This window comes from Streptomyces sp. NPDC015171 (genome assembly GCF_043079545.1).
Classification (GTDB): Bacteria; Actinomycetota; Actinomycetes; order Streptomycetales; family Streptomycetaceae; genus Streptomyces.
Genome location: NZ_JBIBUO010000004.1, coordinates 285,068 through 302,351, shown reverse-complemented (window position 1 = coordinate 302,351; position 17,284 = coordinate 285,068). Strand labels below are relative to the sequence as shown.

Below are 17,284 nucleotides of genomic sequence, written 5' to 3'. Positions count from 1 at the left end.
GCAGGATGTCGCCCCTCAGACGGGGTTCGCCCACTCTTCGCGGAGCATCCCGAAGAGCACGCGGTCGTAGCGCTCTCCCTCCACCAGCACCGCCGACCGGCGGCGGCCTTCCTCACGGAAGCCCAGCCTGGTGAAGGCGCGTACGGCGCGCTCGTTGCCGCTCCAGGTGTCCAGCTCCAGCCGGCTCAGGCGGTACGCGCCGAACAGGTGGTCCACGAGCAGCCGCAGGGCGTCACTGCCGTGACCGCGGCCCCAGAACTCCCGCTCGCCGATGGTGATTCCCAGCGTGGCCACGGAGGCGTACGGGTCCAGGTCCCGGTAGTCGGCCATGCCTATCACCCTGCCGCCCGCCAGCTCCTCGACCGTGAACACGGCCGACTCCTTCGGGGCCAGGCGCAGCATGGTGTCGAAGCCGAGCCTGATCGCCTCCGCTGTGACCGGCCCGAAACACGGATCGCCGGCCGCGGCCCAGCGCACCACTTCCGGGTCGTTGCGCCACCGCAGATGGTGCTCCGCGTCTTCGGAGCGCAGCGCACGCAGTCTTACCGAACTTCCTTCGAACATCGCGCCACTGTAATCGCGCACGGAACCGCTCCCGGCCGGCGGTCCCGGCACGGATGTCCTCGGCCCGTCTCCGGCGGTGCCCTGTGCGGCGGTGCCCGAAGAGGCGGCGCCCCCGCACAGGGCGCCGCCTCTTCTCTTTCGTGCGCCGGAGCCGTCGTCGATCGGTGAGGGTCGGGGACCGTCGGCGGCTCCGGGGTCACGGGCCTAGCGGTGGTCGCTGCCCGTCGACTGCGTGGCCGCGCGGCCCGCTTCCAGGCGGGCGACCGGGATGCGGAACGGGGAGCAGGAGACGTAGTCCAGGCCGACCTCGTGGAAGAAGTGGACCGACTCCGGGTCGCCGCCGTGCTCGCCGCAGACACCCAGCTTGAGGTCGGGGCGGGTGCGCCGGCCCGCCTCCGCGGCCAGCTTCACCAGGGAGCCCACGCCGTCCCGGTCGATCGTCTCGAACGGGGAGACGCCGAAGATGCCCTTCTCCAGGTAGGCCGTGAAGAAGGAGGCCTCGACGTCGTCGCGGCTGAAGCCCCAGACCGTCTGCGTCAGGTCGTTCGTGCCGAAGGAGAAGAACTCCGCCGCCTCGGCGATCTGGCCGGCCGTCAGGGCCGCCCGCGGGAGTTCGATCATCGTGCCGATCGCCAGCTTGAGCCGCGTACCGGTCGCCGCCTCCACCTCGGCGATGACCTGGTCCGCCTCCTCGCGGACGATCTCCAGCTCCTGGACCGTGCCGACGAGCGGGATCATGATCTCGGCGCGCGGGTCGCCCTTGGCGCTCTTGCGGGCCGCCGCCGCCTCCGCGATCGCGCGGACCTGCATGGTGAACAGACCGGGGATGACCAGGCCGAGGCGGACGCCGCGCAGACCCAGCATCGGGTTCTGCTCGTGCAGCCGGTGCACCGCCTGGAGCAGGCGCAGGTCGTTCTCGTGCGGCTCCTGGCGGGACTCCGCGAGGGCCACCCGGACCGAGAGTTCCGTGATGTCCGGGAGGAACTCGTGCAGCGGCGGGTCCAGGAGGCGGATCGTGACGGGCAGGCCGTCCATCGCCTCGAACAGCTCCACGAAGTCCTTCTTCTGGAGCGGGAGGAGGGCCTTCAGCGACTCCTCGCGCTCCTCCTCCGTGTCCGCCAGGATCAGGCGCTCGACCAGCTCACGGCGGTCGCCGAGGAACATGTGCTCCGTACGGCACAGGCCGATGCCCTGGGCGCCGAAGCGGCGGGCGCGCAGCGCGTCCTCGGCGTTGTCCGCGTTGGCGCGCACCCGCAGCCGGCGCTTGCGGTCGGCGAAGGCCATCATGCGGTGGACCGCCTCGACCAGCTCGTCCGCGTCGTCGGCACCGGGGTGCATCCGGCCCTCGAAGTACTCCACGACCGGGGAGGGGACCACCGGGACCTCGCCCAGGTAGACCTTGCCGGACGAGCCGTCGATGGAGATGAGGTCGCCCTCCTCCACGACGTGTCCGCCGGGGACCGTCATACGGCGGCGCTTGGTGTCGACCTCCAGCTCCTCCGCTCCGCAGACACAGGTCTTGCCCATGCCGCGGGCGACGACGGCCGCGTGGGAGGTCTTGCCGCCGCGCGAGGTCAGGATGCCCTCGGCCGCGATCATGCCGTCCAGGTCGTCGGGGTTGGTCTCCCGGCGGACCAGGATCACCTTCTCGCCCGAGCGGGACCACTTGACGGCGGTGTACGAGTCGAAGACCGCCTTGCCGACCGCGGCGCCCGGCGAGGCCGCGATGCCCCGGCCGACCTGCTCGGTCCTGGCCTCCTCGTCGAAGCGCGGGAACATCAGCTGGGCCAGCTGGGCGCCGGTGACGCGCTGGAGCGCCTCGGTCTCGTCGATCAGGCCCTGGTCGACCAGCTGGGTGGCGATGCGGAAGGCGGCGCCGGCGGTGCGCTTGCCGACGCGGGTCTGCAGCATCCAGAGCTGGCCGCGCTCGATGGTGAACTCGATGTCGCAGAGATCCTTGTAGTGGTTCTCCAGGGTCTCCATGATCTGCATCAGCTGGTCGTACGACTTCTTGTCGATCGACTCCAGCTCGGCGAGCGGGACCGTGTTGCGGATGCCCGCGACCACGTCCTCGCCCTGCGCGTTCTGCAGGTAGTCGCCGTAGACGCCCTGGTGGCCCGAGGCGGGGTCGCGGGTGAAGGCGACGCCGGTGCCGGAGTCCGGGCCCAGGTTGCCGAAGACCATCGAGCAGACGTTGACGGCCGTGCCCAGGTCGCCGGGGATGCGCTCCTGGCGGCGGTACAGCTTGGCCCGGTCGCCGTTCCAGGAGTCGAAGACCGCCTTGATGGCGAGGTCCATCTGCTCCCGCGGGTCCTGCGGGAACTCCCGGCCGGCCTCCTTCTTGACGATCTTCTTGAAGGCGGTGACCAGCTTCTTCAGGTCCGCGGCCTCCAGGTCGGTGTCGACCGTGACCTTCTTGGCCGTCTTGGCGGCCTCCAGGGCGTCCTCGAACAGCTCGCCGTCGACGCCGAGGACGGTCTTGCCGAACATCTGGATGAGGCGGCGGTAGGAGTCCCAGGCGAAGCGGTCGTCGCCGGCCTGCTTGGCCAGGCCCTGCACCGACTTGTCGGAGAGGCCGATGTTCAGGACGGTGTCCATCATGCCGGGCATGGAGAACTTGGCGCCGGAGCGGACGGAGACCAGCAGCGGGTCGTCGGCCTGGCCGAGCTTCTTGCCCATCTTCTGCTCGAGTGCGTCGAGGTGTGCACTCACCTCGTCACGCAGTGCCGCGGGCTCCTCGCCGCTCTCCAGGTAGACCTTGCAGGCCTCCGTGGTGATCGTGAAGCCGGGAGGGACCGGCAGGCCGAGGTTGGTCATCTCGGCGAGGTTGGCACCCTTGCCACCCAGGAGGTCCTTGAGGTCCTTGTTGCCCTCGGTGAAGTCGTAAACGAACTTCGCTACGTGGGGTTCTTTGTTTTCCGACACGGGTCTCGACTCCTTGAGGCCACGGTGCTGCCCTGACGGCCAGGAACATACCCAGATCGAAGGTCTCTGGGTATGTCTACTTACGCGTCATGCGCCTGTAACCACCCGTCCGCCAGCGGATCGAAAGTCAAAGCTTGGCAACGGTTGAACGAGTTATGTGTTCACTTCTTGAACGCACAGACCTTCCAGGGTGCGGTATTTCGCTCATATGAGCGGTACTCATGCACGTCTGATTTCGATCGATGAACGATCAAGGGGTGGCACTCGGTGCCACCCCTTGGAGAAGTGCAGTCGCGCTTGATCCGCTCATCTGAGCGCAACCCTTATCAAGGGTGGCGAGAATCACGCTGCCACAGCGCGTCGGATTTCACCATGCGGACCGCTCTCATGTGCCGGAAACGCCCGCGTCACACCCCCAGCGCGCGCAGCCGTTCCTCCACCCGCTCGGGCGCGTACAGGTGCTCCACCACCAGCGCTCCGGCGCCGATCAGCCCGGCCCGCTCGCCGAGCCGCGAGGTGAGGACGTCCAGGTGGGCCGTGGAGCGGGGCAGCGCCCGCTGGTAGAGCAGCTCGCGCAGCCCGGTCAGGAAGGGGGTGCCGGCCAGGTCCCCCGCGATCATCAGCACCCCCGGGTTGAGCAGGGTCACGACCGTGGCCAGCACGTCCCCGACCCGGCGCCCGGCCTCCCGGGCCAGCGCGGCGGCCTCCGGGTGCCCGGCGGCCAGCAGATCCCGTACGTCCGAGCCGGAGGAGGCCGGCACCCCGGCGGCGGCCAGCCGCCTGGCCACGGCACCGCCGCTCGCCACCGCCGCGAGGCAGCCGTACGAGCCGCACCGGCACAGCGCGTCGGCGTCCACCCTGATGTGCCCGATGTCGCCCGCGCCGCCGTCGACGCCCCGGTAGATCGAGCCGTCCACGACGACCCCGGCGCCGATGCCGGTGGACACCTTGACCAGCACGAAGGCGGTGCAGTCGGGGTGGCCGGTGCGCTGTTCGCCGTAGGCCATGAGGTTGGCGTCGTTGTCGACCAGGACCGGGACGGCGCCGGCGCCGGTGCGCTCGGTGAAGGCGCGCGACAGCCGGCCCCGTATGTCGTAGCCGTCCCAGCCCGGCATGATCGGCGGCTGGACCACCCGCCCCGTCCCGGTGTCCACCGGGCCCGGCACCGCGAGCCCGATCCCGCACACCTCGTCGGCCCGGTGCCCGGCCTCGGCCAGCAGCTCGGCGAACCAGCTGGCCAGCTCGCCGAGTACGGTCTCCGGGCCGTCCTCGATCACCAGCGTGCCGGCCGTCTCGGCGAGGAGCTCGCCGGTCAGCGAGAGGACGGCGGCGCGGGCGTGCCGGGTGTCCAGGTCGGCGGCGAGGACCACCGCGTGGGAGCCGTCGAACTCCAGGGTGATGGAGGGGCGGCCGCCCAGCGGTGAGTCGACGGGGCCGCCGGCGCCCTCGCGCAGCCAGCCGGCCCGGAACAGCCGGTCGAGGCGCTGGCCGACGGTGGCCCGGGACAGCCCGGTGGCCTGCTGGAGCGCGCCGCGTGTCACGGCCCTCCCGTTGCGCACGAGTTCGAGCAGATCGCCGGCTCCCGCCTGGCTTCCGCCCCTGCCGGTTCTTCCCGGACGTCCGGTCATGCTCACCCCCTTGTGTTTCTCAAGCTTGCATTACATATTGGGTTTTGTGTGTTAAATAGACGTAACCCTATGGTGGCCGCAGCCAAACCCGCCGCCGGAACCGGTCGGCCGGACGTCTTCGGGGAGCCCCGAGTGGATCGCACCGCCCAGCTCACTGCCCGTCCCAGGGAGTACGAGATCGCATACGATCCGCCCGCCGCACCCCCGGCCCCCCCTTCGGCCGCGTCCTCGTCCGCCCTCGCGGCCCCTGCGACGGCCCCGGCATCCCTGCACGTCAGAGCGGCCCGGGTGCTGGAGGCGAACTGGACGGGGGCCTCGACGGTGCCGTCCCGGAACCTGTATCCGCACCAGTGGTCCTGGGACTCCGCGTTCATCGCCGTCGGGCTGCGGCACGTCTCGCCGCTGCGGGCCCAGACGGAGCTGGAGACGCTGCTCTCGGCCCAGTGGGGCGACGGCCGCGTCCCGCACATCGTCTTCAACCCCTCCGTACCGCTCGACGCGTACTTCCCGAGCCCCGACTTCTGGCGCTCCGCCACCGCGGGACGCGCCGCGGGCGCCCCGCGCACCGTACAGACATCGGGCATCGTGCAGCCGCCGGTGCACGCGCTGGCGGCCCTGCTGGTGCACCGGGCCGACCCCGTGCTGTCCCGGGCCCGCGGCTTCCTGGCCCGGGTGTACCCGCGGCTGGCCGCCTGGCACCGCTATCTGCTGCACCGACGGGACCTGGGCGGCGCCGGTCTGGTCTCCGTGGTCCACCCGTGGGAGCAGGGCATGGACAACAGCCCCTGCTGGGACGCCCCGCTCGCCCGGATCACCCCGGCTCCGGCCCGCTCCTTCCGCCGCGCCGACCTCGACCACGGGGCGCCCGAGGACCGGCCGACGGATCTGGACTACGGGCGGTACGTGCGGCTGGCCGCCGACTACCGGGACGGCGGATACCGGGACGGCGGCCGGCGGGACGGCGGACGGCGGGCGGGGGAGGCCGATGGCGGGCAGGCCGGTGGCGGGCAGGCCGGTGGCGGGGAGTTCGCCGTGGAGGATCCGGCGTTCAACGCCCTCCTCATCGCCTCCGAGCACGCCCTCGCCCGGATCGCCGAGGAGCTGGGCGCGGCCGGCGCCGCCCGGCGGGCCCGTGCCGGGCGGCTGACGGCGGCGCTGGTGGCGCGGCTGTGGGACCCGGAGGCCGGCCTGTTCCGCTGCCGGGACCTGCGCGGCGGCGAGGCCCTCCTCCCCGAGCGCGGCGTCTGCGGGCTGATCCCGCTGCTGCTGCCCGGACTCCCCCGCGAGATCGCCGCCGCCCTCGTGCGCACGCTGCGCGGGCCGCACTTCTCGCTCGGCGACCGCACCCGCCTCGTGCCGAGCTACGACCTGCTCGGCGAGGCATTCGACCCGCACCGCTACTGGCGCGGCCCGGCCTGGTTCAACACGAGCTGGCTGCTGGAGCGCGGACTGCGCACGCACGGCGAGCCGGCGGCGGCCGACGCCCTGCGCGCGGCGGTGCTGGACCTGGCCGACGCCACCGACTTCGCCGAGTACGTCGATCCGTACACGGGCGAGGCGTGCGGCGCGGCCGGCTTCGGCTGGACGGCGGCGCTCGCGCTCGATCTGTGGCACCGGGGGGATGCGCCGCACGATCGTCAAAAGCTGGACAAGAACGTACAAAAGGTAGTGTCCCTCGCGGACACCGGCACGTTCGGCAAGAGTGACTGAGGAGGGGACCGGGGATGACGGACCGGCATCATCTGCTTGTGCACGGCGCCACCTTCGCCGCCGTGGGCGACCGCGGTGACATCAGCGGGGTGCGCGGCGGCAGTTCCCCGGACGGCTTGTTCGTCCGGGACGCCCGGCACCTGAGCCGCTGGCAGCTCACCGCCGACGGCGCGGTGCCGGAGGTGCTCACCCCGGTGACGGACGGCGACGCGGCCCGCTGCGTGCTGGTCCCGCGCGGCGGCCGGCAGGAGCCGCCCGCCCACACGCTCTTCCGTGAACAGGCCGTCGGGGACAGCTCGTTCGCGGAGTCGGTGAAGGTGACCAGCAACCGCCCGGTACCCAGCACGGTCCGGCTCGCGCTCACCGTCGACGCCGACTTCACCGACCAGTTCGAACTCCGCTCCGACCACCGCACCTACGTCAAGGCCGGCGCCGTACGCTCCCGCCAGGTCCTCGACGACGGCATCGAGTTCAGCTACCACCGCGCCGAATGGCGGTCCTGTACGACGATCACGGCCGACCCGGCCCCGGAGGCCGTGGAGGAGACGGGGACCGGCGCGCGCCGCCTGGTGTGGACCCTCGATCTGGCCCCGCACGGCACGACCGAGCTGCTGCTGCGGGTGATCGCCCGCCCGCACGGGGACAGACGCGCCCTGCGCGTGCCCCGCGACCCCGCCGCCATACACGGTCAACTCCGCGCGCGGGAAGAGGAGTTCATGGAGGGCGTGGCCTTCCCGACCGGCTGGCCCGAGCTGGCCGCCGCCTGCGCCCGGGGCCTCGCCGATCTGGCGGCGCTCCAGGTCCCGGCCACCGGTCCGGACGGCGAGGAGCTGCGGGTGCCGGCCGCCGGCGTGCCCTGGTTCCTCACCCTGATCGGCCGCGACGCGCTGCTGACCTCCCTGTTCGCGCTGCCCTACCGCTCCCGGCCGGCCGCCGCCACGCTGCTCGCCCTGGCCGCGACACAGGCGACCGGCGCCGGTCCGTCACGAGCCGCCCAGCCCGGCAAGATCGTGCACGAGGTGCGGCACGGGGAGCTGGCCCACTTCGGCCAGGTGCCGTTCGGCCGCTACTACGGCTCGGTCGACGCCACCCCGCTGTTCCTGATCCTGCTCGGCGCGTACGTCGAGCAGACGGGGGACACCGCGCTGGCCCGCCGTCTCGAACCGCACGCCCGCGCGGCGATCGGCTGGATGCTGGACCACGGCGGGCTGACCTCGCGCGGCTATCTCGTCTACCGCGCCGACGAGGGCGGCCTCGCCAACCAGAACTGGAAGGACTCCCCCGGCGCGATCTGCTGCGCCGACGGCAGCCGGCCCACCGGCGCGGTGATGGCGGCGGGCGCCCAGGGCTACGCGTACGACGCGCTGCGCCGCACGGCGGGGGTGGCCCGCGCGGTGTGGGCCGACGAGACGTACGCCGCGCTGCTGGAGCAGGCCGCGGCCGACCTCCGGGACCGCTTCCAGCGGGACTTCTGGATGCGGGAGCGGTCCTTCCCGGCGCTGGCCCTCGACGGGCGGGGCCGGCAGATCGACGCGCTGGCCTCCGACGCCGGGCACCTGCTGTGGTCGGGGCTGCTGGACAAGGAGTACGGGGAGGTGGTCGGCCGGCGGCTGCTGGAGCCGGACTTCTTCTCCGGCTGGGGTGTGCGCACGGTCGCCTCCGGCCAGCCGGCGTTCCATCCGCTCTCCTACCACCGGGGCTCCGTCTGGCCCCATGACAACGCGCTGATCACCCTCGGTCTCGCCCGGTACGGGCTGCACGACGAGGCCCGTACGGTCGCCCGCGCGCTGGTCGACGCGGCGACGGCGGCGGGGCACCGGCTGCCGGAGGTGCTGGCCGGATACGGGCGCGTCCCGCACGGCTCGCCGGTGCCCTATCCGCACGCGTGTGGGCGAGGGGCACGGTCGGCCGCCGCGCCGCTCGCCCTGCTGACGGCGGTGGGGGGCGTCTAGGGGGCGGGCGGTACGTCCGCCGGCGGACGGGTGCGGACCGCCCGCGAACGGATGCGGACCGCCCGCGAACGGATGCGGACCGCCCGCGAACGGATGCGGACCGCCCGCGAACGGGTGCGGACCGCCGATGGACAGATGCGGGCCGCCCGCGGACGGGTGCGGAGCACCCGGAAACGGGTGCGGGGCCGCCGACGGACAGGTGCGGACCGCCCGCGGACGGATGCGGAGCACCCGGGAACGGGTGCTGGGCCGCCGACGGACAGGTGCGGGCCGCCCGCGAACGGGTGCGGAGCACCCGGGAACGGGTGCGGGGCCGCCGACGGACGGGTGCGGACCGCCCGCGGACAGGTGCGGACCGCCGACGGACAGGTGCGGACCGCCGACGGACAGATGCGGACCGCCCGCGGACGGGTGCGGAGCACCCGGGAACGGGTGCGGGGCCGCCGACGGACGGGTGCGGACCGCCCGCGGACAGGTGCGGAGCACCCGGGAACGGGTGCGGGGCCGCCGACGGACGGGTGCGGACCGCCCGCGGCTGAGCGCGCGGTGCCCGCGACCCTTCGGGCGCCTCGGCCGCCCTGTTGACCAGGTGTTTGCCTTGGCCGCGTGAACGGTGTCTCCCGGCGGCCCGTACGGGAGGGCATGAGCGCGCTCCAGTCGGCCGAGGAGACGGTCCCCGAAGAGACCTCCGCACCCGCCCCCCGCCCCTTCCGGCGGCCCTGGACCGTCTGGTCGGCGTGGACGCGGCGATGGCGGGAGCGGTATCCCGCCGCCGCCCGCACCCTGTCCGTCGCCGTCACCGTGCTCGCCGCCGTCCTCGTGGTCGCCGCGCTCGTGATGCCCGACACCGTCGTCCGGCTCGGGCCGGCCGAGTTCCTGCGGATACCGGCGGAGGCCGTCATCGGGGCCGCCGTGCTGCTCGCGCTGCCGCGCCGGCCGCGGGTGGCGGTGGCGGCGGCGACCGGGGTGCTGCTCGGCGCCACCACCGTGCTCAACGCGCTCGACATGGGCTTCGACCAGTACCTGGGCCGCAAGTTCAACGTGATCCTCGACTGGAGTCTGCTCACCGACGCGGAGTCGTATCTGGAGGACTCGCTCGGCCGCGGCGCCACCCTCGCCGCCGTGGCCGCGGTGATCGCCCTGGTCCTGCTGGTCTTCACCCTGCTGGCGCTGGCCGTGGTCCGGCTGAGCAATCTGCTCGCCCGGCACCCGGGCACCGCGACCCGGGGCACCCTGGTCGCCGGGGTCGTCTGGATCACCTGTTCCTCGCTCGGCCTGCAGATAGGGGGCGTGCCCATCGCCTCCGACAGCACCGCGACCGCGCTGAAGGCGCAGGCCCGCCGGGTCTCGGACACGCTCCGGGACGAGGCGGAGTTCCGGAAGGTGGCCCGGGTGGACGCCTTCGGGAACACCCCGGCCGGCCAGCTGGTGCCCGATCTGCGCGGCAAGGACGTGGTGTTCACGTTCATCGAGAGCTACGGCCGCAGCGCCATCGAGGACCCCGTGATGGCGCCCGGCGTGGACCGGACGCTCGACGTCCGCACCAGGGCCCTGGCCAAGGCCGGCTATCACGCCAAGAGCGGCTGGCTGACCTCGGCGACCTACGGCGGCAGCAGCTGGCTCGGCCACTCCACCACCATGTCCGGCCTGTGGATCAGCAACCAGCAGCGCTACCGCACGGTCATGGCCAGCGACCACATGAGCCTGACGGACGCGTTCAAGAAGACCGGCGCCTTCGACACGGTCGGGGTCATGCCGGGCGTGCAGAAGGGGTGGCCGGAGCAGAAGTGGTACGGCCTGGACAAGGTCTACAACGCCTTCCAGCTCGGCTACCAGGGACCGAAGTTCAGCTGGTCGACCATGCCCGACCAGTACGCGCTCCAGCAGTACCAGGAACGGGTGCACAGCAAGCGGCCGGCCGACGGCAGGTCACGGATGTCGCTGCTGATCCTGACCTCCAGCCACCAGCCCTGGGCGCCCATCCCGAAGATGGTCGACTGGGACCGGCTCGGGGACGGCTCGGTGTTCAAGGGCATCGAGGCGGCCGGCAACAAGTCGGCCGACGTGATCGCCGACACCACCAAGTCCCGCGAGGAGTACGGCAAGTCGATCCAGTACTCGGTGACCGCGCTCACCGAGTGGCTCCAGCGCTACGGCACCGAGAACACCGTGCTGGTCTTCCTCGGCGACCACCAGCCGATCGCCCGGGTCAGCGGCAATCACGCCAGCCGGGACGTGCCGGTGTCGGTCGTCGCCAAGGACCCCAGGATGCTGGACAAGATCGCCGACTGGGGCTGGACGGACGGCCTGCGCCCCGCCCATGACGCCCCGGTGTGGAAGATGAGCTCCTTCCGGGACCGCTTCCTGACGGCGTACGGCTCGACCCCGCACCCGAAGAAGGGCTGATCAGCCGCCGGAGGTGTCCAGTTCCGCGTCCTCGCCGACGCCCGCGCAGTCGTAGGGGTCCTTCAGCCAGCCGTCCGGCAGCACCACCCGGTTGTTGCCGGACGTACGCCCGCGCGGCCCGTCGGCGCCGGCGGGCCATGCCTGGTCGAGGTCCAGCTCGTCGAGGCCGGCGCGCAGCTCCGCCAGCGAGGACGTGACGGCGAGCCGCTTGCGCATCTCGGAGCCGACCGCGAAGCCCTTCAGGTACCAGGCGACGTGCTTGCGGAAGTCGATGACGCCCTTGGCCTCGTCGCCGCTCCACTCGCCGAGCAGCCGGGCGTGGCGGACCATGACGTCGGCGACCTCGCGCAGGGCCGGACGGGCCGTGTCCTGCGGACGCCCCTCGAAGGCCGCCACCAGGTCCGCGAACAGCCACGGCCGGCCGAGGCAGCCGCGGCCCACGACCACCCCGTCGCAGCCGGTCTCGCGGACCATCCGCAGCGCGTCCCCGGCCGACCAGATGTCGCCGTTGCCGAGCACGGGGATCTCCGGGACGTGCTCCTTCAGACGTGCGATGGCCTCCCAGTCGGCCGTGCCGCCGTAGTGCTGGGCGGCCGTGCGGCCGTGCAGGGCGATGGCCGTCACCCCCTCCTCCACGGCGATCCGGCCGGCGTCGAGGTAGGTGATGTGATCGTCGTCGATGCCCTTGCGCATCTTCATGGTCACCGGCAGGTCACCGGCGCCGGAGACGGCCTCGCGCAGGATGGACCGCAGCAGGTTGCGCTTGTACGGCAGCGCGGACCCGCCGCCCTTCCTGGTGACCTTCGGGACCGGGCAGCCGAAGTTCAGGTCGATGTGGTCGGCCAGGTCCTCCTCCGCGATCATGCGGACGGCCTTGCCGACGGTCGCCGGGTCGACGCCGTACAGCTGGATCGAGCGCGGCTGCTCGCTCGCATCGAACCTGATCAGCTGCATGGTCTTCTCGTTGCGCTCGACCAGCGCCCGGGTCGTGATCATCTCGCTGACGAACAGCCCCTTGCCGCCGCTGAACTCCCGGCACAGGGTGCGGAAGGGCGCGTTGGTGATCCCCGCCATGGGTGCGAGCACGACGGGCGGCACGACGGCGTGCGGGCCGATGGTGAGCGGGTGGGTCATCGCGGGTCTCCGGGACGGATGTACGGCACAGGGCAAGCACCCATTGTCCCTCACTCCTGCGGCAGCCCGGCCAGCAGCTCCAGCCGCCGCTCGCTCTCCTGGTCGGCGGGGAGGTAGGCGACCACCCGGTGGGCCGGACTCTGCGGGGCGAGCCACATGTTCCGGTGCTCCAGCCTGATCAGCCCGACCAGCGGGTGCAGGTACCGCTTGACGTGCGGGGACATCGGCGCCACCTCGTGCCGCTCCCACAGCGCGCGGAACTCGGCGGAGGCCCGCAGCAGCCGCTGCAGCTGCTCCTTCCAGGCCGGCTCGGCCATGTGCTCGGCCATGCCGGCCCGGTACTTGGCGATCAGGTCGCGCAGCATCTCGTCCCGGTCGAGGAAGTCCCGCTTCCAGCGCTCGCTGGTGGCGAGCAGCCACAGGCAGTTCCGGTCGGCCGGCGGCAGCTCGGCCGGGTCGCCGAAGATCCGCGCGAAGGGGCGGTTGGCGGCGAGGACGTCGTAGCGGGCGTTCTGCAGGGAGGCCGGGTAGGGGGCGAGGCGTTCGACGACCTTCAGCGCGGACGGGGCGGCGACCGGGCACTCGGCCTCGGCGCGCGGGTCGGCGGTCCCGGCGAGGGCGAACAGATGGGCGCGCTCGGCGGGGTCCATGAGCAGGGCGCGGGCGACGGCGTCCAGCACCTGCGCCGAGACGTGGGCGGCCCGGCCCTGCTCGATCCACGTGTACCAGGTGACCCCGACCGCGGAGAGCTGGGCGACCTCCTCGCGGCGCAGTCCCGGGGTGCGGCGGCGGGGGCCGCGGGGCAGGCCCACCTGTTCCGGGGTGATCCGCTCGCGCCGGCTGCGCAGGAAGGCGGCCAGTTCCCGGCGCCGGATCCGGGTGGTCTGCTCGGGCGCTGCCGTGGTCATGGCACCCAGGGTGCCGTCCGGCCGGGCTCCTGTTCCAGTTGGTGCCGGTACCTGGATGACTGCCGCCTGGTACCCGGCTGGGCGGCGGCGCAGGGTCGGGTGCGTGACCACGACGACCTCTTCCGTGACCGCCCCGCAGCGGGCGGCCCTGCGCCCGCTCGGCCTGCTCACCCTCCTCCTCGGCACCGCGCTGCCGATGATCGACTTCTTCGTGGTGAACGTGGCGCTGCCGGCGATCGAGCACGATCTGCACGCGTCCCCGGCGACCCTGGAGACGGTGGTGGCCGGATACGCGGTGGCGTACGCCGTGCTGCTGGTGCTGGGCGGCCGGCTCGGGGACTCCTACGGCCGGCGGCGGCTGTTCCTGTGGGGCGTGGCGGGCTTCGGGCTGACCTCGCTGGCCTGCGGTCTGGCGCCCGGTGCCGGCTGGTTGGTGGCGGCGCGGACGGCACAGGGCGCCGCGTCGGCGGCGCTGCTTCCGCAGGTGCTGGCCACGATCCACGCCACGACGTCGGGCGAGCGCCGGGCCCGCGCGGTCGCGCTGTACGGCTCGGTGGGCGGGGTGTCCGTCGTGCTCGGGCAGGTGCTGGGCGGGGTGCTGGTCGCGGCGGACGCGGCGGGTACCGGCTGGCGCGCGGTGTTCCTGGTGAACGTGCCGGTGGCGGTGGCCGCGTTCGGCTGTGCGCTGCGGTCGGTGCCGGACAGCCGGGCGGAGCGGCCGGCGCGCGCGGACCTGGCCGGTACGGCGCTGCTGGCGGCGGCGCTGAGCGCGCTGCTGCTGCCGCTGACCGAGGGCCGGGCGGCGGGCTGGCCGCTGTGGTCGGTGCTGCTGCTGGGCGCGGCGCCGCTGCTCGCCCTGGGCTGCCGCGCGGTGGAGCGGCGGGCGGAGCGTGCCGGGGGCAGCCCCCTGCTGCCGCCGTCACTGCTGGCCACCGCGGCGGTGCGGCGGGGCCTGCTGCTGGGCCTGCCGGTGTTCACCGGTTTCGCGGGCTGGATGTTCGTGACCGCGGTGACCCTGCAACAGGGCCTCGGGTACGGGGCGTTGCGGGCGGGGCTGACGCTGGTGCCGATGGGCGTGGCGCAGTTCGCCGCGTCGATGCTGGCCCCGCGCGCGGTGCGGCGGTTCGGCGGGCGGGCGGTGTCGCTGGCGGCGGTGGTGCACCTCGCGGGCCTCGCGACGATGGCGGCGACCGTGCTGTCCGGTCCCTGGCCTCGGCTGAGCCCGCTCGCGCTGACCCCGGGTCTCGTGCTGTGCGGCGTGGGGCAGGGCCTTGAGCTGCCGCTGTACTTCCGGTTCCTGCTGGCCGCGGTCCCGGACCGGCTGGCCGGCGCGGGCAGCGGGCTCGCGGCCACGCTGCAGCAGGCGTGCCTGGCGGTCGGGGTGGCGACGCTCGGCTCGCTGTTCCTGTCCCTGGTACCCGGCACGGGGATGCGCGGGGCGCTGGCGGTGGTGCTCGCGGTGCAGGCGGCGGGGCTGGCCGGGCTCGGGCTGCTCGGCCTGCGACTGCCCCGGGTGCCGGGCTGAGCCGGGCGGGCGGGGAACGGCCGCCGTCAAAGATCATGTAACAGTCATTAGTTAGATGCACTATCGAAATCGTCGTAGGATGGACGGATGCCGGACCTGAGCCCTCGCCGACGTCTGCTCGTCCTCGCGATCTGCTGCATGAGCCTGCTGATCGTGAGTCTCGACAACACCGTGCTCAACGTGGCGCTGCCCTCCATGCAGCGCGACCTGCACGCCACCACCTCGGGGCTGCAGTGGACGATCGACGCCTACACGCTCGTCCTGGCCTCGCTGCTGATGCTCGCGGGCTCCACGGCCGACCGGATCGGGCGCAAACACGTCTTCATCGCGGGCCTCGTGGTGTTCTCCGTCGGCTCGCTGCTCTGCTCCGTGGCCCCCAGCCTCGACCAGCTGATCGTGTTCCGCATGGTCCAGGCCGTGGGCGGTTCGATGCTCAACCCGGTCGCGATGTCGATCATCACCAACACCTTCACCGACGCCCGGGAACGCGCCCGCGCGATCGGCGTCTGGGGCGCGGTGGTCGGCATCTCGATGGCGGCGGGTCCGCTGGTCGGCGGCCTGCTCGTGCAGTCGGTGAGCTGGCGCGCGATCTTCTGGATCAACCTCCCGGTCGGCATCGCCGCGATCCTGCTCACCCTCCGCTTCGTCCCCGAGTCCCGTGCGCCCAGGGCCCGCCGCCCCGACCCGCTCGGCCAGCTGCTGGTGATCGCCCTGTTCGGCTCGCTGACGTACGCGATCATCGAGGCGCCGGACGCGGGCGCCGGCACGGTCGCCCCCTTCGCCGTGATCGCGGCGGCGGCGTTGCTGACCCTGCTGTGGTACGAGCCCCGGCGCACCGACCCCCTCATCGACCTGCGCTTCTTCCGCTCGGCCCCGTTCAGCGGCGCCACCGTGATAGCGATCAGCGCGTTCGCGGCCCTGGGCGGCTTCCTCTTCCTGTCCACCCTGTACCTGCAGAACGTGCGCGGCCTGGACGCCCTGCACGCCGGCCTGTGGATGCTGCCGATGGCCGTGCCGACGTTCCTGTGCGCCCCGCTCTCCGGCCGCCTGGTCGGCAGCCGCGGCCCCCGCCTCCCCCTGCTCGTCGCCGGTACGGCGATGACCGCGAGCGGCGTCCTCTTCGCGGTCTTCGAGGCGGAGACGGCCGACGCCACCCTCTTCGCCGGCTACGCCCTCTTCGGCATCGGCTTCGGCTTCGTGAACGCGCCGATCACCAACACGGCGGTGTCGGGCATGCCCCGCTCCCAGGCCGGTGTGGCCGCCGCGGTCGCCTCCACCAGCCGGCAGCTGGGCCAGACGCTCGGTGTCGCGGTGGTCGGCGCCGTGCTGGCCTCCGGCATCGGCTCCTCGCCGTACCGGCAGGCGTTCGTCTCGGCCGCCCGCCCCGGCTGGTGGATCCTCACCGGCTGCGGTCTCGCCGTCCTCGTCCTCGGCCTGCTGACCAGCGGGCGCTGGGCCCGCCGGACCGCCGAGCGGACGGCCGGGAGCCTGGAGTCGGCGGAGATCCGCGAGGCCGTGGGCGCGGCGGAGCGGACCTGACGCCCGCGCCGGTCAGCTCACCGGCGCCGCGGACGCCAGCGCGTGCAGCCGCTCCACGCGCTCCCAGGTGTCGTCGTCCACCGGCGTGTACGTCACCATCCGGGCACCCAGCCGGGGGCCGAGCCACAGATCGGTGTGCTCCACGGTGAGGTGGCCGACGTACGGGTTGAGGAACTCCTTGGTCTTGGAGCGGGTGCCGACCACCTCGTAGCGCTCCCAGTTCTCGCGGAACTCCGGGATCTCCTCGAGGCGCCCGAGGAGCACCTTCCAGGCGGGCTCGCCGAGGTGGCCGGCCAGGGAGGCGCGCAGCCGGGCCGCCATCAGGCGCCGGGTCTCGTCCAGGTTGACGACGGCCGCCTGCCAGTCCTTGTCGGTGTGGACGAGGAGCAGGCAGTTGCGGTCCTCGGGCGGGATCGCGTCCAGGTCGCCCATGAGGCGGCCGTAGGTGCGGTTGTAGGCGAGGATGTCGTACCGGCTGTTCTGGATGCAGGCCGGGATGGGTTCGAGACGGGTCAGCATCGCGCGCAGCGCGGGGGTGACGTTCGGGCAGCTCGCGGCCGGGGTCGGGTCGGTGGCGCCGGCCAGCTGGAAGAGATGGGTGCGTTCGCTGGCGTCCAGCCGCAGGGCGCGCGCGAGGGCGTCCAGGACCTGCACGGAGACCTGGATGTCGCGGGCCTGTTCCAGCCAGGTGTACCAGGTGACCCCGACGGCGGAGAGCTGGGCGACCTCCTCGCGGCGCAGTCCCGGCGTACGGCGGCGGGCGCCGCGCACCAGCCCGACCTGCTCGGGCGTGATGCGCTCGCGCCTGCTGCGCAGAAAGGCGGCCAGCTCGTGCCGCCTGATCTCCGAGCCCCTAGCGGTCGGCGGGGCGGCGGTCTGCCGGGCCATGGTCGTCATACCTCCAGGGTGCCGCCGGGCCGATCCTGTTGCCAGGTGGTCCTTGTACCAGGATCAGAACACTCTGGTACCCGGCTCGGCGATCCCGCAGGCTCG

General features: G+C 73.0%; 11 protein-coding genes. 5 read left to right on the top strand and 6 right to left on the bottom strand.

Annotation, left to right across the window (positions count from 1 at the left end):
• Positions 1–15: 15 nt before the first annotated feature.
• From ACF073_RS13500 to ACF073_RS13490, 3 genes are all read right to left on the bottom strand, one after another.
• Entirely contained in the window at positions 16–564 is a 549-nt protein-coding gene (locus ACF073_RS13500) for a GNAT family N-acetyltransferase (protein ID WP_392069415.1), read from the bottom strand.
• Positions 565–768: 204 nt separating this feature from the next.
• On the bottom strand, positions 769–3,489 hold the full coding sequence (gene ppdK, locus ACF073_RS13495; RefSeq protein WP_392069413.1) for a pyruvate, phosphate dikinase: 2,721 nt from the start codon (positions 3,487–3,489) through the stop codon (positions 769–771).
• Positions 3,490–3,896: 407 nt separating this feature from the next.
• Positions 3,897–5,117 (bottom strand): ROK family protein, encoded by a 1,221-nt coding sequence (locus ACF073_RS13490; RefSeq protein ID WP_392069412.1) that lies wholly within the window; start codon positions 5,115–5,117, stop codon positions 3,897–3,899.
• A 132-nt stretch (positions 5,118–5,249) separates the two neighbouring features.
• Here ACF073_RS13490 and ACF073_RS13485 point away from each other — a divergent pair, with 132 nt between their 5' ends.
• From ACF073_RS13485 to ACF073_RS13475, 3 genes are all read left to right on the top strand, one after another.
• Positions 5,250–6,827 carry a hypothetical protein gene (locus ACF073_RS13485; protein ID WP_392069410.1) on the top strand — a complete coding sequence of 526 codons (1,578 nt, stop codon included), beginning with the start codon at positions 5,250–5,252 and terminating at the stop codon, positions 6,825–6,827.
• Positions 6,828–6,841: 14 nt separating this feature from the next.
• Positions 6,842–8,779, top strand: a complete 1,938-nt coding sequence (locus tag ACF073_RS13480) for a glycogen debranching N-terminal domain-containing protein (protein WP_392069408.1) — start codon at positions 6,842–6,844, stop codon at positions 8,777–8,779.
• Positions 8,780–9,421: 642 nt separating this feature from the next.
• Positions 9,422–11,185: a CDP-alcohol phosphatidyltransferase gene (locus ACF073_RS13475; RefSeq protein ID WP_392069983.1), complete on the top strand. Its 1,764-nt coding sequence runs from the start codon at positions 9,422–9,424 to the stop codon at positions 11,183–11,185.
• On the opposite strand, the gene dusB is transcribed toward ACF073_RS13475, so the two are convergent.
• Both dusB and ACF073_RS13465 read right to left on the bottom strand, forming a co-directional pair.
• Positions 11,186–12,319 carry a tRNA dihydrouridine synthase DusB gene (gene dusB, locus ACF073_RS13470; RefSeq protein WP_392069406.1) on the bottom strand — a complete coding sequence of 378 codons (1,134 nt, stop codon included), beginning with the start codon at positions 12,317–12,319 and terminating at the stop codon, positions 11,186–11,188.
• A gap of 50 nt (positions 12,320–12,369) precedes the next feature.
• Positions 12,370–13,227, bottom strand: coding sequence for a helix-turn-helix transcriptional regulator (locus tag ACF073_RS13465; protein WP_392069404.1), 858 nt, complete (start codon positions 13,225–13,227; stop codon positions 12,370–12,372).
• Positions 13,228–13,282: 55 nt separating this feature from the next.
• Here ACF073_RS13465 and ACF073_RS13460 point away from each other — a divergent pair, with 55 nt between their 5' ends.
• Positions 13,283–14,752, top strand: a complete 1,470-nt coding sequence (locus ACF073_RS13460; RefSeq protein ID WP_392069402.1) for an MFS transporter — start codon at positions 13,283–13,285, stop codon at positions 14,750–14,752.
• 87 nt (positions 14,753–14,839) lie between these two features.
• A complete protein-coding gene (locus ACF073_RS13455; RefSeq protein ID WP_392069400.1) occupies positions 14,840–16,291 on the top strand; it encodes an MFS transporter in 1,452 nt (483 codons plus the stop codon).
• 12 nt (positions 16,292–16,303) lie between these two features.
• Here the strand turns inward: ACF073_RS13455 and ACF073_RS13450 are convergent, their stop codons facing one another.
• On the bottom strand, positions 16,304–17,188 hold the full coding sequence (locus tag ACF073_RS13450) for a helix-turn-helix transcriptional regulator (protein WP_392069399.1): 885 nt from the start codon (positions 17,186–17,188) through the stop codon (positions 16,304–16,306).
• Between the last annotated feature and the right edge of the window lie 96 nt (positions 17,189–17,284).

What these genes read in the sequence shown, in the direction of transcription:
- ACF073_RS13480 (WP_392069408.1), top strand. Translation starts at nt 6,842, where the DNA reads ATGACGGACCGGCATCATCTGCTTGTGCACGGCGCCACCTTCGCCGCC.
- ACF073_RS13460 (WP_392069402.1), top strand. Translation starts at nt 13,283, where the DNA reads ATGACTGCCGCCTGGTACCCGGCTGGGCGGCGGCGCAGGGTCGGGTGC.
- dusB (WP_392069406.1), bottom strand. Translation starts at nt 12,319, where the DNA reads ATGACCCACCCGCTCACCATCGGCCCGCACGCCGTCGTGCCGCCCGTC.
- ACF073_RS13455 (WP_392069400.1), top strand. Translation starts at nt 14,840, where the DNA reads ATGCCGGACCTGAGCCCTCGCCGACGTCTGCTCGTCCTCGCGATCTGC.
- ACF073_RS13465 (WP_392069404.1), bottom strand. Translation starts at nt 13,227, where the DNA reads ATGACCACGGCAGCGCCCGAGCAGACCACCCGGATCCGGCGCCGGGAA.
- ACF073_RS13475 (WP_392069983.1), top strand. Translation starts at nt 9,422, where the DNA reads ATGAGCGCGCTCCAGTCGGCCGAGGAGACGGTCCCCGAAGAGACCTCC.
- ACF073_RS13450 (WP_392069399.1), bottom strand. Translation starts at nt 17,188, where the DNA reads ATGACGACCATGGCCCGGCAGACCGCCGCCCCGCCGACCGCTAGGGGC.
- ACF073_RS13500 (WP_392069415.1), bottom strand. Translation starts at nt 564, where the DNA reads ATGTTCGAAGGAAGTTCGGTAAGACTGCGTGCGCTGCGCTCCGAAGAC.
- ACF073_RS13490 (WP_392069412.1), bottom strand. Translation starts at nt 5,117, where the DNA reads ATGACCGGACGTCCGGGAAGAACCGGCAGGGGCGGAAGCCAGGCGGGA.